This is a genomic window from Streptomyces sp. NPDC107654, assembly GCF_055639035.1.
Genome location: NZ_JBVKBI010000025.1, coordinates 93,733 through 109,289 on the forward strand (window position 1 = coordinate 93,733; position 15,557 = coordinate 109,289).

Below are 15,557 nucleotides of genomic sequence, written 5' to 3' on the forward strand. Positions count from 1 at the left end.
GTTTACGGCGCAGTCGCGAGGGCCGGCGCCGGGCGCGCCCGGGGAGGGGACAGGATCATGAGAGACGTGACGCACGCGCCGGGCGAGGTCAGGCGCGCCCGGTACGCCGTGGCGGCCGTCTTCGCGGTGCACGGCGCCGTGACGGGGTCGTTCGCGACCCGGGTGCCATGGATCCAGGACCACGCCTCGCTCGGCGCGGGCCGGCTGGGGTTCGCGCTCGCCTTCACGGCGTTCGGCGCCTCCTGCGCGATGCCGCTCGCGGGCCGGATCAGCCACCGCTTCGGCAGCCGTACGGCACTGCGCGGCCTGCTCGTGCTGTGGACGCTCTCCCTGGTGCTGCCCTCGGTCGCGCCGAACCTGGTCACCCTGTGTCTGGCGATGTTCGCCTACGGCGCGAGCTCGGGCATGGCCGACGTCGCGATGAACGCGCTCGGCGTGGAGGTCGAGCGGCTGCTCGGGAAGTCGATCATGTCGGGGCTGCACGGCATGTGGAGTGCGGGCGCGCTGGTCGGCTCGGCGGCCGGCACCCTCGCCGCGCACCTCGGCGCGGACGCCCGCCTGCACTTCGCGCTCGCGGCGGCCACGCTCACCCTGCTGGGTTTCGTGGCCTGCGCCTGGGTGCTCGACCTCCAGCCAGCCGAGGACGAGGAACCGCCGCCGCGGTTCGCGCTGCCGCCCCGCTCCGCGCTGCTGATCGGTGCGGTCGGGTTCTGCGCGGTGTTCGCGGAGGGCGCGAGCCTGGACTGGTCGGCGGTGTTCCTGCGGGACCGGCTGGAGAGTTCGGCCGGGCTGGCGGCGGCCTGCACGACCGGGTTCATGCTGACCATGGCGGTCGCCCGGATCGCCGGGGACGCCGTGGTGAACCGCTTCGGGGCGGTCCGCACCGTGCGGGCCGGCGGTGTCCTCGCGGGGCTGGGCGGGCTGCTGGTCGTGTGCGCCGGGCACCCGGCGGTGGCCATGACGGGGTTCGCGCTCATGGGGCTCGGCATCGCGGTGGTCGTACCGCTGTGCTTCGCGGCGGCCGGGCACGCCGGCCCCAGCCCCAGTCAGGCCATCGCGGGCGTGGCGACCATCACCTACACCTCCGGGCTGATCGCGCCGAGCCTGATCGGCGGGGTGGCCCAGGCCACCAGCCTGGTGGTGTCCTTCGGGGTGGTGACGGCGCTGGCGTGCGGGCTCGCGGTGTGCGCGGGCGTGCTGCGCACCGCCGAGCGGGGTCGCGGGGAGGTCAGCCGGCGGGCCGCAGCAGTTCCCGACCCGCGGCCCTGAAGGTCTCGGTCCAGGGCGCGGGGCGCATGGTCGCCGGGTCCAGCCGGACCAGCACCCGGGCGCCCCGGGCATAGGTCTCGGTGCCGTCGGCCGAGCAGAACCGGAAGCCGTAGGTGAGCCCGGTGGTGCCCAGCCGCTCCAGCCAGAGGTGGACGGCGTAGGTGCCGGGGCGGGTGACCGGGGCCTCGTAGGTGATCCGGAATTCCTTGACCGCGTTGCAGGCGTCGCCGGCCGCCACCCAGTCGCCGTCGAAGCGGACGCCGTGCTCGTTCCACAGCTCGGTCCAGGCGCGTTCGACCATGAGCGGGTAGCGGGCGTTGTGCAGCAGTCCGAGCGCGTCGAGGTCGTCGAAGTGGACGGTGACGGGAATCAGCCGGCCGTGGGAGACGGCGGGGGCGATCGGGGCTTCGGCGGTCACGGGAAGGGCTCCTGGGCGGTGCGGGAGGGGTGGTGACACCCCCGTACGGCCCCATACTAAGCGACCGCTCAGGATCCGGGCCGGGAAGCCCCCCAGGTCAGCGGCGAGGCCCGCTGTCGAGGACCGTGGGAACGTGGAGCCGCCGACTACCCCTGACAATGGGTCCGGACCATCTTCACGTACCCAAGAAAGCGAAACCCACCATGGACCTCGGCGTGCGCTGGAAACTGCACGGTGACGGGCGCACGCCCGCGCCCGGAGCGGTGGTACGCCCCGACGAACGGCTCTCCTGGCCCCGTACCGCGGGCCTCGGCGCCCAGCACGTGGTCGCCATGTTCGGCGCCTCCTTCGTGGCCCCCGTCCTCATGGGCCTGGACCCGAACCTGGCGATCATGATGTCGGGCGTGGCGACCATGATCTTCCTGCTCGCCACCCGCGGCCGGGTGCCGAGCTACCTCGGCTGCTCCCTGTCGTTCGTGGGTGTGGCCGCCGTGATCCGCGCCCAGGGCGGCACCAGCGCGACCGTGACCGGCGCCGTGCTGGTCGTCGGTGTGGTGCTGTTCCTGGTGGGCCTCGCCGTGCAGCGCTTCGGCGCGCGGATCATCCACGCCGCCATGCCGCCCATCGTCACCGGCGCGGTCGTGATGCTGATCGGCTTCAACCTGGCCCCGGTCACCGCGTCCACGTACTGGCCGCAGGACCAGTGGACGGCCCTGCTCGTGATGCTGTTCACCGGCCTGGCCGTCGTCTGCCTGCGCGGCTTCTGGTCCCGGATCGCGATCTTCCTCGGCCTGGTCTTCGGGTACGGCATCTCCTGGGCCTTCGACCGGATCTTCGGCAGGATCCACTCGGCGGACCCGGGCGGCAAGCTCACCGACCACTGGCGCCTGGACCTCTCCGGCGTCTCCAAGGCCGACTGGATCGGTCTGCCCTCCTTCCACGGGCCGTCCTTCCAGTGGTCGGCGATCCTGGTCGCGCTGCCGGTGGTGATCGCCCTCGTCGCCGAGAACGCGGGCCACGTCAAGGCGGTCGGCGAGATGACCGGCGACCCGCTGGACGACAAGCTCGGTACGGCGATCTCCGCGGACGGCGTCGCCTCCGTGCTGTCGACGGCCGTCGGCGGCCCGCCCAACACCACCTACTCCGAGAACATCGGCGTGATGGCGGCGACCCGTGTCTACTCCACCGCCGCCTACTGGGCCGCCGCCTGCTTCGCGCTGCTCTTCGGCGTGTGCCCGAAGTTCGGCGCGGTCGTGGCCGCGATCCCGGGCGGCGTCCTCGGCGGCATCACCGTCATCCTCTACGGCATGATCGGCCTGCTCGGCGCCCAGATCTGGCTGAACGCCAAGGTGGACCTGCGCAACCCGCTGAACCTGGTGCCGGCCGCCGCGGGCATCATCATCGGGGTCGGCAACGTCTCCATGAAGTTCACCGACACCTTCTCGCTCAGCGGCATCGCCCTCGGCACCCTGGTCGTCATCACCGGCTACCACGCGCTGCGCGCCTTCGCCCCGGCCCATCTGAAGCGACAGGGACCGCTGCTGGACGAGGGCACGTCCTCCTACGACGCGGAGGCGGACCCGGGCCCGGCGGCGCCGCGCGCCGAATCGTAGCCCGGCGTTCCCTCGTTCCGGCGAAGCACCGGGCCGGTCGGCACGCCGGCCGGCCCCGGGCTGGCACCCTTCCCCCATGGTGCAGCTGGAACACCTCACCGCCCCCGTCGACGCCGTCGTGGCACGGATGCGCGCGCTGGACGCGACCCTGCCCGCGCGGGACGGGGTCGCCGTGTTCAACCGTGTCTACCTGGCCGTCACCGAGGAGGTCGGCCGGCGCCTGGACGCCGGGGAGTTCCCGGACCCGCGTGCGGCGACCGCGTTGGACGTGCGGTTCGCCGAGCGCTATCTCGCCGCGGTCGACGCCGCCGCCGCGGACCGCCGTCCGCCCGCCTGCTGGCGGCCGCTGTTCCAACTCCGCCGCCATCCCGGGGTACGTCCGCTGCAGTTCGCGCTGGCCGGCATCAACGCCCACATCGGGCACGACCTGGCGCTGGCCGTGGTCGACGCCTGCCGCACGCTCGGCTGCGAACCGGCCGATCTGGAGGACGAGTTCGACCGGGTCGGCGATCTCCTCGTGGCACTGGAGGAACGCATCCGCGAGGAGCTGATGCCGGGCCCCGACCTGTTCCAGATCGCCGACCCGCTGACCCATCTGCTGGGCTCCTGGAGCCTGGAGCGGGCCCGCGACGCGACCTGGGCCGCGGCCCGGGCCCTGTGGGCGCTGCGGCACTGCGGCGAGGTCGCCGAGGAGTTCACCGAACGGCTGGACGCGGCGGTGGGGTTCGCGGGCCGGATGCTGCTGACGCCGCTTCCCGACTGATGCTGCCGCCTCCCGGCCGGCGCCGCCCCTTCGCGACCGACGCGGCCCCTTCATGACCGGGCGCGGGGTTGGAAAAGGCGCGGGCGGCCGGAGTCCGGGCCGGCCGCCCGCGCCTTCGTCTGTCTCCCGGGTCAGTCCTCGGGAAGCTCCACCGGCGCGATCTCGTCGTAGACGTCACCCGGGCCCGGGTTCGTCGCGTCGGTCTCGCCGCCGAAGTGGTGCATGACGCCCCAGACCGCGTTCAGCGCGGTCTGGACGGCACCCTCGGCCCAGCCGGCCGTCCAGGAGATGTCGTCACCGGCGAGGAAGATGCCCCGCTTGTCCTCGGGCAGCCGGTCCTGCATGAAGTGGGTGAACAGGCGCCGCTGGTAACGGTAGTGGCCCGGCAGGTTGGCCTTGAACGCGCCCATGAAGTAGGGCTCGTTCTCCCAGGAGACCGTCACCGGGTTGCCGATGATGTGCTTCCTGATGTCGACCTTCGGGTAGATCTCGCCGAGGGACTTCAGCATGACCTCCATCCGCTCGTTCGCGGACAGCGGCAGCCACTTCAGGCTGTCGTCGCACCAGGTGTACGACAGGCAGATGACGGCGGGCTTGTCCGGGCCGTCGTCCAGCAGGTAGGTGCCGCGGGTCATGCGGTCGGTGAGCGTCATCGACATGACGTCCCGGCCCGTTTCCTCGTCCTTGTCCAGCCAGAACGGCCGGTCCACGGGCACGAAGAGCTTGCTGGACTCCATGTAGTGGGTGCGCTCGATCGCGGTCCAGTGGTCGATCGGGAACAGCGAGTCGTCGCAGGCGATCTTGGACAGCAGCATCCAGGACTGGGCGGTGAAGATCGCCGCCTGGTAGGTGCGGATGTCACCGTTCGCGTCCGTCACGGTGATCCGGTTGCCGGCGGTGCGGTGCAGGCGGGTCACGGCCGGGCGGGGCTCGCTGTTCTCGTGCAGCTTCGCCAGCGAGGTGCCGTGGGCCCAGTGGACGATCTTCTCCGGCTCGCGCTCCCACAGGCGCAGCGGCAGCTGCTGGGAGCCGCCGACGATGCCGCGGTGGTGGTCGTCGGCCTCGGTGTAGACGACGCGGAGGATCTCCAGGATGGAGTTCGGGAAGTCGGTGTCCCAGCCGCCGGTGCCGAAGCCGACCTGGCCGAAGATCTCACGGTGCCGGAAGGACTTGAAGGCCTCGGAGTCGCAGAGGAAGCCGTAGAAGGTCTGGTTGTCGAGCTTCTCGACCAGCTTCGCCCAGATCTCGCGGATGCGCGGCACGTCCCGCTCGCGCATGGCGCGGTTCATGTCGGAGAAGTCCGCGCCCTCTTCGAGGCACTTGCCCCAGGCCTCGGCCACGTCCCGGTACACCTGGGGCAGGTCGTCGATCGTCTCGGCGTAGTGCGACTCGCCCTTGAGGTCGACCACGGTCGACGGGGTCGCCTCGGCGAGCGGGTTCGGGAACGGCCTGGTCTCCAGGCCGACCAGGTCGATGTAGTGCTGGAGCGCGGTGGAGGACGGCGGGAAGCGCATGGCACCCATCTCGGCGGTCAGCGAGTCGTCGCAGCCCTCGAAGCCGACCGTGCGGAGCCGGCCGCCGATCTGGTCGGCCTCGTAGACGACGGGCTTGAGGCCCATCTTCATCAGCTCGTAGGCGGCCACGATGCCGGACAGACCGCCGCCGATGACCGCGACCTCGGTGCCGTGCTCGGTGGCCGGGATCTGGCCGAGGCCCGCGGGGTGGGCGAGGAAGTCGTCGTAGGCGTAGGGGAAGTCCGGGCCGAACATGGTGATCGGCGGCTGCTGCTCGTCGGTGTGCTCGACGGCGTTGGGCACCGTGGACGTCATGGGGTACGGACTCCTTGCACGAGGTGAAACAGGGGGAGGGCTGGGGGCGGCGGCTCAGACCAGGGAGCCGTACAGACCGGGGCGGCGGTCCTTCAGGTACGGGTTGTTCTCCCGGGAGGCGGCCAGGAAGGCGGGGTCGGCGTCGGCGAGCACCAGCTGTTCGGCGCGTCCGGCGCGGGTGCGGGCGACGCCGTCGGGACCGGCGAGGACGGAGAGGCCGACGAAATCGAACTCCCCTTCCCGGCCGACCCGGTTGACGTAGGCGACGTACATCTGGTTCTCGAAGGCGCGCACCGGGATCACCGACTCGGCGACGAACTGGAAGGGGTGCATCTGCGCGGTCGGGACGACGAGGAGGTCGGTGCCGGCCAGGGCGTGGGCGCGGACGTTCTCCGGGAACTCGACGTCGTAGCAGATCAGCAGGCCCACGGTGAGGCCGTTCAGCTCGGCCTGGACGACCTGCTGCTCGCCCGGCGTGAAGTGGTCGCGCTCGAAGCAGCCGAAGAGGTGGGTCTTGCGGTAGTTGGCGAGGCGGGTGCCGTCGGCGGAGATCAGCTGGGCGGAGTTGAAGACGGTCTCGCCCTCGCGCTCCGGGTAGCCGTAGAGGACGGCCAGGCCGTGCCGGGTGGCGATCTCGGCGACCGCGTCGGCGGAGTCACCGTCGGCCGGCTCGGCGAGGCGGGCGATGTCGTCGCCGATGGCGTACCCGGTGAGGAACATCTCCGGCACGGCCAGCAGCCCGGCGCCCGCGGCGGCGGCCCGGCCCGCGGCCTCGTCGAGGACCTTGAGGTTCTCGGCGACGGAGCCGGGGCGGCCGGAGCTCTGGAGCAGGGCGGTGCGCATGCGTGATCCTCACCGGAACGGGGGGTTTAGGGGGCCAGAAAGACGGTACGGTCGGCACGCTCGGCCGGACAAGAAGGAGCCGTTGCGCGCCGGTGCGCGGATCGTTGCGTGGAGCGGGCGCGGGACGGCGATTCGTTGCGCGGTCGGCGGAGGGACGGCGCCGGGGGCCGGGCTGGATCACGCTCCCGACCTGCGGCGGGCCACCTCGGTGCGGCTCGCCGGTCCCGGGACGGGCCCGGGAGGGCCTGCACGGACCCGGGAGGGCCACCACACGCGAACGGCGTCCGGGCGGCAGCGGTCCAGAGGACCGCTGCCGCCCGGACGCCGTCGGCTCGGTGCGCGGAACGCGCCCGGCGGAAGGGGACCGAGCCGCCCCTACCCGGGCGCTCCCGACGAGAACCTCCGCAGCAGGGGCGACAGCACCAGCACCGACTTGGTCCGCTCCACGAACGGCTCCCCCGCGATCCGCTCCAGCACCCGCTCGAAGTGACGCATGTCGGACGCGAAGACCTGGGCGATCGCGTCCGCGTCCCCGGTGACGGTGGACGCGGCCACGACCTCCTGGTACCGCTCCAGACCCCGCTGGATGGTCTCCGGCGAGGTGTTGCTCCGGCAGTGGATCTCGATGAACCCCTCGGTCTCCCAGCCGAGTGCGGCCGGATCCACCCGCACGGTGAATCCGGTGATCGCTCCTGTGGCCCGCAGCCGGTCCACGCGCCGCTTCACCGCGGGCGCGGACAGGCCGACCATCTGCCCGATGTCCGCGTAGGAGCGGCGGGCGTCCTCGGCGAGGGCGTGCACGATGCGTTCGTCGAGATCGTTCAGCACTGGGGGTTGTTCACTTCTTCGGTCCGGTCACTTCTCCACCGTCACCGCGAGACCCTCACCGGTTGCGAGACGGGCACGGCGATAGCCGTAGAGGAAGTAGAACACGAGCCCGGCCGCCATCCAGAATCCGAAGACCACCCAGGTGACGGTGTCGAGGCTGAACATGTTGTACGCGCAGAACAGGAAGCCCAGCACCGGCAGGACCGGCCCGAACGGCACCTTGAAGGTGCGCTCCAGCTCCGGGCGCTTGTACCGCAGGACGATCACCGCGATGTTGACCAGGCCGAAGGCGAACAGGGTGCCGATGCTGGTGGCGTCGACCAGCTTGCCGAGCGGGATGAAGGCGGCGAGCACACCGCAGAAGAGCGACACGATCACCGTGTTGAGACGCGGCGCGCCGGTCTTGGGGTGGATCTTGCCGAGCGCCTTCGGCACCAGCCCGTCGCGGGACATCGCGAAGAGGATGCGGGTCTGGCCGTAGAGCACGGTGAGCACCACGCTCGCGATGGAGATGACCGCGCCGAGCGCCAGCAGGGTGCCCCAGAAGGTCTGGCCGCTGACGTCGTTCATGATCGCGGCGAGGGCGGCCTCGGAACCGTCGAACTTCTTCCAGTTCCAGGCGCCGACGGCGACACCCGCGACGAGGACGTACAGCGCGGTCACGATGATCAGCGACAGCATGATCGCCCGCGGCAGGTCCCGCTTGGGGTCCTTCGCCTCCTCACCGGCGGTGGAGGCGGCGTCGAAACCGATGTACGAGAAGAAGAGCGAGGCACCGGCGGCGCTGACCCCGGTCATGCCGAGCGGCATGAAGTCGGCGTAGTTGCCGGACTGGAAGCCCATGAAGCCGATCGCGCAGAACAGCACGAGGGCGGCGATCTTCACACAGACCATGATCGTGTTGGCGCGGGCGGACTCGCGGGCGCCGCCGAGCAGGAACGCCATCGCCAGGAGGACGACGATCAGGGCGGGCAGGTTGACGATGCCGCCCTCACCCGGCGCCGAGGACAGCGAGGCCGGGATGGTCACCCCGATCGTGCCGTCGAGCAGCTCGTTGAGGTACTCGCCCCAGCCGACGGCGACGGCGGCCACCGACACGCCGTACTCCAGCACCAGGCACCAGCCGCAGACCCAGGCGACCAGCTCACCCATCGTTGCGTACGCATACGAGTAGGAGGAGCCGGCGACGGGGATGCTGCCCGCCAGTTCGGCGTACGACAGGGCCGAGAACAACGCCGTGAGACCGGCCAGGACGAAGGCCAGGGTGACCGCGGGACCGGCCTTGGGCACGGCTTCGCCGAGGACGACGAAGATACCGGTGCCGAGGGTGGCACCGATGCTGATCATGGTCAGCTGCCACAGCCCGAGGGAGCGTCGGAGCTGCCCTCCCTCACCCTGACCGCCCTCCGCGATCAGGAGTTCCACGGGCTTGCGACGCATCAGGCGCGCGGCGACGCCCTGGGACGCGGGGGCGGCCGGTATCTGGTTCTGCGCTGGTGCGCCTTGGTCGAGCACGCGCTGGCTCCTTATCGCTGCCGGTGATTCGGGGGTGCGGACCGGCGTGACGGCCGGCCCTCGTGGTGGGGACCGGTGGAGCCCGCAAGGGCGGGAACCCACCGAGCGGGGTCCCTGCCACGCACGTACTAGCGCAGCACCCTACGAGGCGGGCCTTCACGGGCGTAATGCAGCAACCTTGCGCATCCCCGCATGATCATTGCGTTCATCGGGTCGGAATGACAAATCGTTGCGCGGGACCTGTGGACTGTTGCGCAGGGGTCCCGGGAGTCCGTTTTCTCCTGATCGCCCACGCGCCACCGGCCACGCCGTCGGACACGCCACCGGGCATGACGACGGGCATGACGACGGGCATGACGACGGGCATGACGACGGCCCCCGCCGCTCCCGGGCTCGGGAACGACGGGGGCCGTCGGTGGGGGCGTGCGGGTCAGCTCCAGCTGGCGTGCAGCGGCTTGCCCTCGGCGTAGCCGGCCGCGCTCTGGATGCCGACGATGGCCTTCTCGGCGAACTCCTCCAGGGAACCGGCGCCGGCGTAGGTGCAGGAGGAGCGGACGCCCGCGATGATCGAGTCGATCAGGTCCTCGACACCCGGGCGGGCCGGGTCGAGGAACATGCGGGAGGTCGAGATGCCCTCCTCGAACAGCGCCTTGCGGGCACGGTCGTACGCCGACTCCTCGGACGTGCGGTTGCGCACCGCGCGCGCGGAGGCCATGCCGAAGGACTCCTTGTAGGCGCGGCCCTGCGCGTCGTGCTGGAGGTCACCGGGCGACTCGTAGGTGCCGGCGAACCAGGAGCCGACCATCACGTTGGAGGCGCCGGCGGCGAGCGCCATGGCGACGTCGCGCGGGTGCCGGACACCGCCGTCGGCCCACACGTGCTTGCCGTACTTCTTCGCCTCGGCGGCGCACTCCAGGACGGCGGAGAACTGCGGGCGGCCCACGCCGGTCATCATGCGGGTGGTGCACATGGCGCCCGGGCCGACACCGACCTTGACGATGTCCGCGCCCGCGTCGATCAGGTCCTTGACGCCCTCGGCGGAGACGATGTTGCCCGCGGCGATCGGCACGTGCGGGTCGAGTCCGCGCACCACCTTGATCGCGTTGATCATCGACTCCTGGTGGCCGTGCGCGGTGTCGATCACGAGCGTGTCCACGCCCGCGTCGAGCAGCTGCTTGGCCTTGCCCGCCACATCGCCGTTGATACCGACGGCGGCGGCGATCCGCAGCCTGCCGTTCGCGTCCACGGCCGGCGTGTACAGGGTGGCCCGCAGGGCGCCCTTGCGGGTGAGGATGCCGACGAGCCTGCCGTCCTTGTCGACGGCCGGGGCGTAGCGGCGGTTGTGGTGGTCGAGGGTGTTGAAGGCCTCGCGCGGGTCGATGTCGGCGTCCAGCAGGAGCAGGTCCTTGGACATGACCACTTCGAGCTGGGTGAAGCGGTCGACGCCGGACAGGTCGGTGTCGGTGACGACACCGACGGGCCGCTGGTGCTCGTCCACGACCACACCGGCGTTGTGCGCCCGCTTGGGCAGCAGCGCCAGGGCGTCGGCGACGGTCTGGTGCGGGGCCAGCACGATCGGGGTGTCCAGCACCAGGTGGCGGCTCTTCACCCAGGAGACGACGTCGGTGACGACGTCGATCGGGATGTCCTGCGGGATGACCACCAGGCCGCCCCGGCGGGCCACCGTCTCGGCCATCCGGCGGCCGGCGATGGCGGTCATGTTGGCGACGACGAGCGGGATGGTGGTGCCCGTGCCGTCCGGCGAGGCGAGGTCCACGCCCTGACGCGAGCCCACCGCGGAGCGGCTCGGCACCATGAACACGTCGTCGTACGTCAGGTCGTACGCGGGCTGGATGTCATTGAGGAAACGCACGTGCTGCACATCCCAGTCGATCAGAGGTGACCCCCTGACAGGTGTGCCAGGGGGAAAGAGCACGTACTTCATTCTCCCATGTCGGCGCATGTGACATGCCCTGACAGAACATCCAGGGTCGCCGCCGATCACCTAGGAGGTTCCTCCAAGGGCGAGGACGACGGTGAGGGCCTCCGTCCGGTCCGCGGCCTCGGTGAACACCTCCTCGGCGGTCCGCCACTCCTCCGGCGCGGCGTCGGCGTACGGCCGCCAGCCCCGTACGACGATCAGCAGCCCCTGCTCCACGGCGGCCTGGGGCCACACCGTGTGGTCGGAGAGGGAGTCGGCCAGCGCGTCCCAGTTCCGGCCGAACCAGTCGGGCAGCGCCAGGGCCCGGGCGACCCGGTCCATCAGGGCCGCCTTGCCGGTGACCCCGTCCAGGTCCAGGGTGACCGTGTACCGGCCACCCAGGTCTTCCGTCATCTCAGCACCGCCCGGAACGTCGCGTAGTGGTCGTCGGTGTAGTAGATCTCCCCGCCCCGCCCCGTGACGAGGCGCCGGGCACCGCGGTCGCGGGAGCCGGGGGTCGGCACGGTGTACTCGTGGTAGTAGCCGCGCGGGTGTTTCGGCAGACGGCCCTCGAAGTTCCCGAAGACGGTCCCGTCCCTGGCGTAGGGGAAGGGACCGCCCCGGTCGACGAGGACCAGTGTCCTGCGGGCCTCGGCGGGCAGCCGGGACACCGGGACGGTGGCCGTGCCCCGCGCCCAGGCCGGGGTGGACGCGGCCGGTGAGGCGGAGGGGGCACGGGGGGCCGGGCCGGAGGCGCTGGAGCACGCCGTCAGGAGGACGGCGAGACAGACCAGCAGCCCGGCGAGAGCACGAGGGACGAACCGCTGCGGCATGCGGACGATGCTGCCACGGCCGTCCCGTCACGGGCCCCCCGCGACCCGCTGTCTGGCCCCCTCACGGACCCGCCGCCACCCGCTGTCAGGCCCTCCAGCACTGGCCCGCCGCCAGCCGCTGTCAGACCCCGTCGGGGTCCTGGCGGCTGAGCGCCGGCTTCGGCGTGGGGCCCGCCGTCATCAGGTAGTCGGCGGCCGAGGTGTCGGTGACCAGGCTGGTGACCAGCCCCGAGCGCAGCACCGCGTCGATCGCGGCGGCCTTGCGCTGCCCGCCCGCGATCGCCACGACCTCCGGGATACGACGCAGCTGGTCGGCCTTGACCGTGATGCAGCGCTCCCCCAGGTCCCGTCCGATCCGGCGTCCCTCCGCGTCGAAGAGGTGTGCCGACATCTCGGCGGCGACCCCGAGCGAGGCGTAGTGCGCCCGCTCCTCGTCGCTGAGCATGTCGTGGACGGTGGAGATGCCCGGCTCCCAGGAGCCGATGGAGACACAGGCGACCGTGACCTTGTCGAAGTACTCGAAGGCCCGGGCGATCCCGGTCTGGTGGCGCAGCGCCACCGCGGTGGCCGCGTCCGGGAGCAGCATCGGCGCGTAGATGGGGTGGGCGTCGCCCCCCGACACCTGGGCGGCCCGGCGGACCGCCTCCACCGAACCGCGCTCGGCGGTCCCGGCGTCGTACACGCCCGTCAGCTGCACCACCGTGCACGGCGGCAGCCGGTCGAGCGCCGCCGCCATGTGGATGGTGGACCGGCCCCAGGCCAGCCCGAGCACGTCCCCCTCGTTGACGAGTTCGCCGAGCAGGTCGGCGGCGACCTCCCCGAGGTTCTCGGGGTCGGGGGTCTCCTCCGACTCGGGCGGGGACTCGACCACGACGGCGTGCCTCAGGCCGTAGCGGGCGCGGAGCGCGTCGGAGCGCTCGGCGTCCAGCTCGGCCGGCACGCGGATCTCGATGCGTACGAGATCCCGTTCGAGGGCCGTCTCCAGGACCCGGGCCACCTTGAAGCGGCTGACGCCGAACTCCTCCGCGATCTGGATCTTGGACTTGCCCTCGAGGTAGAAGCGGCGGGCCATGGCCGCCGCCTGCACCAGCTCAGCGGGTCCCATCCGCATGGCTGACCGGCCCGCCGACATACCCGACACGGCGATCTCCTCACTGCTGTTCACACTCTGGATTCGCCGTTCATCCTTGCAGATTCGGCGCGACTGCTCCGCCCTGATGGGCGGCGTTCATTCAAGCGTTCACTTGGCCGTGGCTCAGTGGTCGCATGCCCAGGTCGCCCGGGCGGTGGCCGCCTCCGCCTGCGAGCGCAGGGCGCGTACGGCCTCCGCCGGGTCCTTCGCCCCGTAGACGGCCGAGCCGGCGACGAACACGTCCGCTCCCGCGTCCGCGCACCGCTCGATCGTCGAGGCCGAGACACCTCCGTCGACCTGCAGCCACAGCTGCAGACCGTGCTTGTCGATCAGCTCTCGGGTGCGGCGGATCTTCGGCAGCATGATGTCGAGGAACGCCTGGCCGCCGAAGCCCGGCTCCACCGTCATGACGAGCAGCATGTCGAGTTCCGGCAGCAGGTCCTCGAACGGCTCGATCGGCGTCGCGGGCTTGAGCGCCATCGAGGCACGGGCGCCCTTGGCGCGGATCTCCCGGGCGAGCCGCACGGGCGCGGCCGCCGCCTCCACGTGGAAGGTGACGGACGAGGCCCCCGCCTCGACGTACTGGGGGGCCCACCGGTCGGGGTCCTCGATCATCAGGTGGCAGTCCAGCGGGGTGTCCGTCGCACGGGCCAGGGACTCCACGACCGGCACGCCGAGCGTGAGGTTCGGGACGAAGTGGTTGTCCATGACGTCGACGTGGAGCCAGTCGGCGCCTTGGACCGCCTTGGCCTCCTCCGCGAGGCGGGCGAAGTCGGCGGACAGGATGCTGGGGTTGATCTGCGCGGCCATGACCCAAGCCTGCCATGCCGCTGCCCCGGGCTGTAGCGCGGTCCACGGCTGTGGTGCGGCTGCGGGGCCGGTGGGGGCTGGTCGCGCAGTCGGCCGCGCCCCTTCCGGGGCGCGTTCCTGAGCGGCGTCAAGCGGTCCTGCGGATCAACGCCAGGTACATCGCGTCCGTGCCGTGTACGTGCGGCCAGAGCTGGATGTCCGGGCCCTCGCCCAGGTCCGGGACGCCGGGGAGGAGGGGACGGGCGTCGATCAGTTCCGTGTCCGCGCACTGCTTGAGGACGTCGGAGACGACCGCGCGGGTCTCCGCCAGGTGCGGGGAGCAGGTGGCGTAGCCGACGACACCGCCGACGCGGACCGAGTCCAGGGCGGAGCGGAGCAGCCCGCGCTGGAGCGGGGCGAAGTCGTCGAGGTCGTCGGGGCGGCGGCGCCAGCGGGCCTCCGGGCGGCGGCGCAGGGCGCCGAGGCCGGTGCAGGGCACGTCGACCAGGACCCGGTCGAAGCTGCCGGGGCGCCACGGCGGGCGGGTGCCGTCGGCGGCGATGACCTGGTACGGCCCCGGGTTGCCGTGCAGGGCCTTGGCCACCAGTCCGGCGCGGTGCGGCTGCTTCTCGGAGGCGAGCAGTGCGGCCCCGCGCTCGGCGGCGAGCGCGGCCAGCAGTGCGGCCTTGCCGCCGGGGCCCGCGCAGCCGTCGAGCCACTTCGCGTCGGGCCCGTCGAGCGGGGCGTTCGCCAGCGCGAGCGCGACCAGCTGGCTGCCCTCGTCCTGGACGCCGGCCCGCCCCTCGCGCACGGCCTCGACCGCGCCGGGCTCCCCGCCCTCGGCGAGCCGGACGGCGTACGGCGACCAGCGGCCGGGGACGGCGGCGTCCTCGCGGAGCAGTTCCTCGGTGGTGGACCGGCCCGGGCGGGCGACGAGCGTCACCTCCGGCCGCTCGTTGTCCGCCGCCAGCAGCCGCTCGATGCCGGCCCGGCCGCCGCCGAGGGAGTCCCACAGCGCGGAGACGACCCAGCGGGGGTGCGAGTGGACGACGGACAGGTGGTCCTCGGGGTCCTCGTCGTAGGGCGGCGCGACCTTCTCGATCCAGCCGTCGAGATCGTCCTGGGCCACCTTCCGCAGCACGGCGTTGACGAACTTGGCCCGCCCGTCCCCGAGTACGACCCGGGCCAGCTCCACGGAGGAGGAGACGGCGGCGTGGGTCGGGATCCGGGTGCCGAGCAACTGGTGCACGCCCAGGCTCAGCACGTCGAGCACCGGCGGGTCGACCTCGCGCAGCGGCCGGTCGACGCAGGCGGCGATGACGGCGTCGTAGGTGCCCTGCCGGCGCAGCGTGCCGTAGACCAGCTCGGTGGCGAGGGCGGCGTCCCGGGCGTCGAAGTCGCCCTTCTCGCGGGCCTTCCTGAGCAGCGGGGGCAGCACGAGGTTGGCGTACGCGTCCCGCTCGTCCACCGCGCGCAGCGCCTCGAAGGCGAGGACGCGGACGGGGTCCTTCTGGGGACGGCGGTAGGGCTTGGCGGGCCTGCGCGGCCGCCGGGACTGCTCGCTCACGAGAAAGGTGCTCCGGGTGTGAAGAGAGGAATGCGCCTCCAGCGTACGTCGCCGAACCCCCGCCACCATCGCCCGGGCTCCTCGGCGACGTTGGGTTCGCTCGGAAGCGGGGTTCCGGTTCCCTCGGAAGCGAGGTTGCGGTCCTCTCGGAAGCGGGGTTTGCGGTCCTCTCGGAAGCAGGGTTTGCGGTCCCCGCGGAAGCGGGGCTGCGGTCTCCTCGGAAGCGGGGTCGCGGTC

14 protein-coding genes are annotated in these 15,557 nt (G+C 72.0%); 3 read left to right on the plus strand and 11 right to left on the minus strand.

Annotated elements, in window-relative coordinates; all coding sequences use genetic code 11:
• The first annotated feature begins 57 nt into the window (after positions 1-57).
• Positions 58-1,269, plus strand: a complete 1,212-nt coding sequence (locus tag ACZ7N4_RS32240) for an MFS transporter (protein ID WP_471365475.1) — start codon at positions 58-60, stop codon at positions 1,267-1,269.
• Here ACZ7N4_RS32240 and ACZ7N4_RS32245 read toward each other — a convergent pair.
• Positions 1,229-1,687, minus strand: coding sequence for an acyl-CoA thioesterase (locus ACZ7N4_RS32245; protein WP_471365477.1), 459 nt, complete (start codon positions 1,685-1,687; stop codon positions 1,229-1,231). The two genes, ACZ7N4_RS32240 and ACZ7N4_RS32245, sit on opposite strands and share 41 nt — an antisense overlap.
• A 203-nt stretch (positions 1,688-1,890) precedes the next feature.
• Here ACZ7N4_RS32245 and ACZ7N4_RS32250 point away from each other — a divergent pair, with 203 nt between their 5' ends.
• Both ACZ7N4_RS32250 and ACZ7N4_RS32255 read left to right on the plus strand, forming a co-directional pair.
• Positions 1,891-3,300, plus strand: a complete 1,410-nt coding sequence (locus ACZ7N4_RS32250) for a uracil-xanthine permease family protein (RefSeq protein WP_471365481.1) — start codon at positions 1,891-1,893, stop codon at positions 3,298-3,300.
• A 76-nt stretch (positions 3,301-3,376) separates the two neighbouring features.
• Positions 3,377-4,063 (plus strand): DUF5995 family protein, encoded by a 687-nt coding sequence (locus tag ACZ7N4_RS32255; RefSeq protein WP_471365484.1) that lies wholly within the window; start codon positions 3,377-3,379, stop codon positions 4,061-4,063.
• A 131-nt stretch (positions 4,064-4,194) separates the two neighbouring features.
• Here ACZ7N4_RS32255 and ACZ7N4_RS32260 read toward each other — a convergent pair whose 3' ends face one another.
• The 10 genes from ACZ7N4_RS32260 to ACZ7N4_RS32305 form a co-directional block, all read right to left on the minus strand.
• Positions 4,195-5,892, minus strand: a complete 1,698-nt coding sequence (locus ACZ7N4_RS32260) for a flavin monoamine oxidase family protein (RefSeq protein ID WP_471365490.1) — start codon at positions 5,890-5,892, stop codon at positions 4,195-4,197.
• Positions 5,893-5,946: 54 nt separating this feature from the next.
• On the minus strand, positions 5,947-6,735 hold the full coding sequence (locus ACZ7N4_RS32265) for a carbon-nitrogen hydrolase family protein (protein ID WP_471365495.1): 789 nt from the start codon (positions 6,733-6,735) through the stop codon (positions 5,947-5,949).
• Between the two features lie 375 nt (positions 6,736-7,110).
• Positions 7,111-7,563, minus strand: coding sequence for an Lrp/AsnC family transcriptional regulator (locus ACZ7N4_RS32270; protein WP_471365501.1), 453 nt, complete (start codon positions 7,561-7,563; stop codon positions 7,111-7,113).
• Positions 7,564-7,590: 27 nt separating this feature from the next.
• The gene (locus ACZ7N4_RS32275) at positions 7,591-9,078 is read right to left on the minus strand and encodes an amino acid permease (protein ID WP_471365504.1); all 1,488 of its coding nucleotides are present in this window, start codon (positions 9,076-9,078) and stop codon (positions 7,591-7,593) included.
• A 430-nt stretch (positions 9,079-9,508) separates the two neighbouring features.
• Positions 9,509-10,951: a GuaB1 family IMP dehydrogenase-related protein gene (locus ACZ7N4_RS32280; protein WP_471365506.1), complete on the minus strand. Its 1,443-nt coding sequence runs from the start codon at positions 10,949-10,951 to the stop codon at positions 9,509-9,511.
• Positions 10,952-11,083: 132 nt separating this feature from the next.
• A complete protein-coding gene (locus tag ACZ7N4_RS32285; RefSeq protein WP_471365511.1) occupies positions 11,084-11,413 on the minus strand; it encodes a barstar family protein in 330 nt (109 codons plus the stop codon).
• Positions 11,410-11,832 (minus strand): guanyl-specific ribonuclease, encoded by a 423-nt coding sequence (locus ACZ7N4_RS32290; protein ID WP_471365514.1) that lies wholly within the window; start codon positions 11,830-11,832, stop codon positions 11,410-11,412. Before ACZ7N4_RS32290 ends, ACZ7N4_RS32285 begins: the two co-directional genes overlap by 4 nt.
• Positions 11,833-11,953: 121 nt before the next feature.
• Entirely contained in the window at positions 11,954-12,997 is a 1,044-nt protein-coding gene (locus ACZ7N4_RS32295) for a sugar-binding transcriptional regulator (protein WP_356154937.1), read from the minus strand.
• Positions 12,998-13,087: 90 nt separating this feature from the next.
• Positions 13,088-13,774, minus strand: coding sequence for a ribulose-phosphate 3-epimerase (gene rpe / locus ACZ7N4_RS32300; RefSeq protein WP_471365518.1), 687 nt, complete (start codon positions 13,772-13,774; stop codon positions 13,088-13,090).
• A 127-nt stretch (positions 13,775-13,901) separates the two neighbouring features.
• Complete coding sequence (locus ACZ7N4_RS32305; RefSeq protein ID WP_471365522.1) at positions 13,902-15,320, minus strand: RsmB/NOP family class I SAM-dependent RNA methyltransferase; 1,419 nt, start codon at positions 15,318-15,320, stop codon at positions 13,902-13,904.
• Positions 15,321-15,557 lie beyond the last annotated feature (237 nt).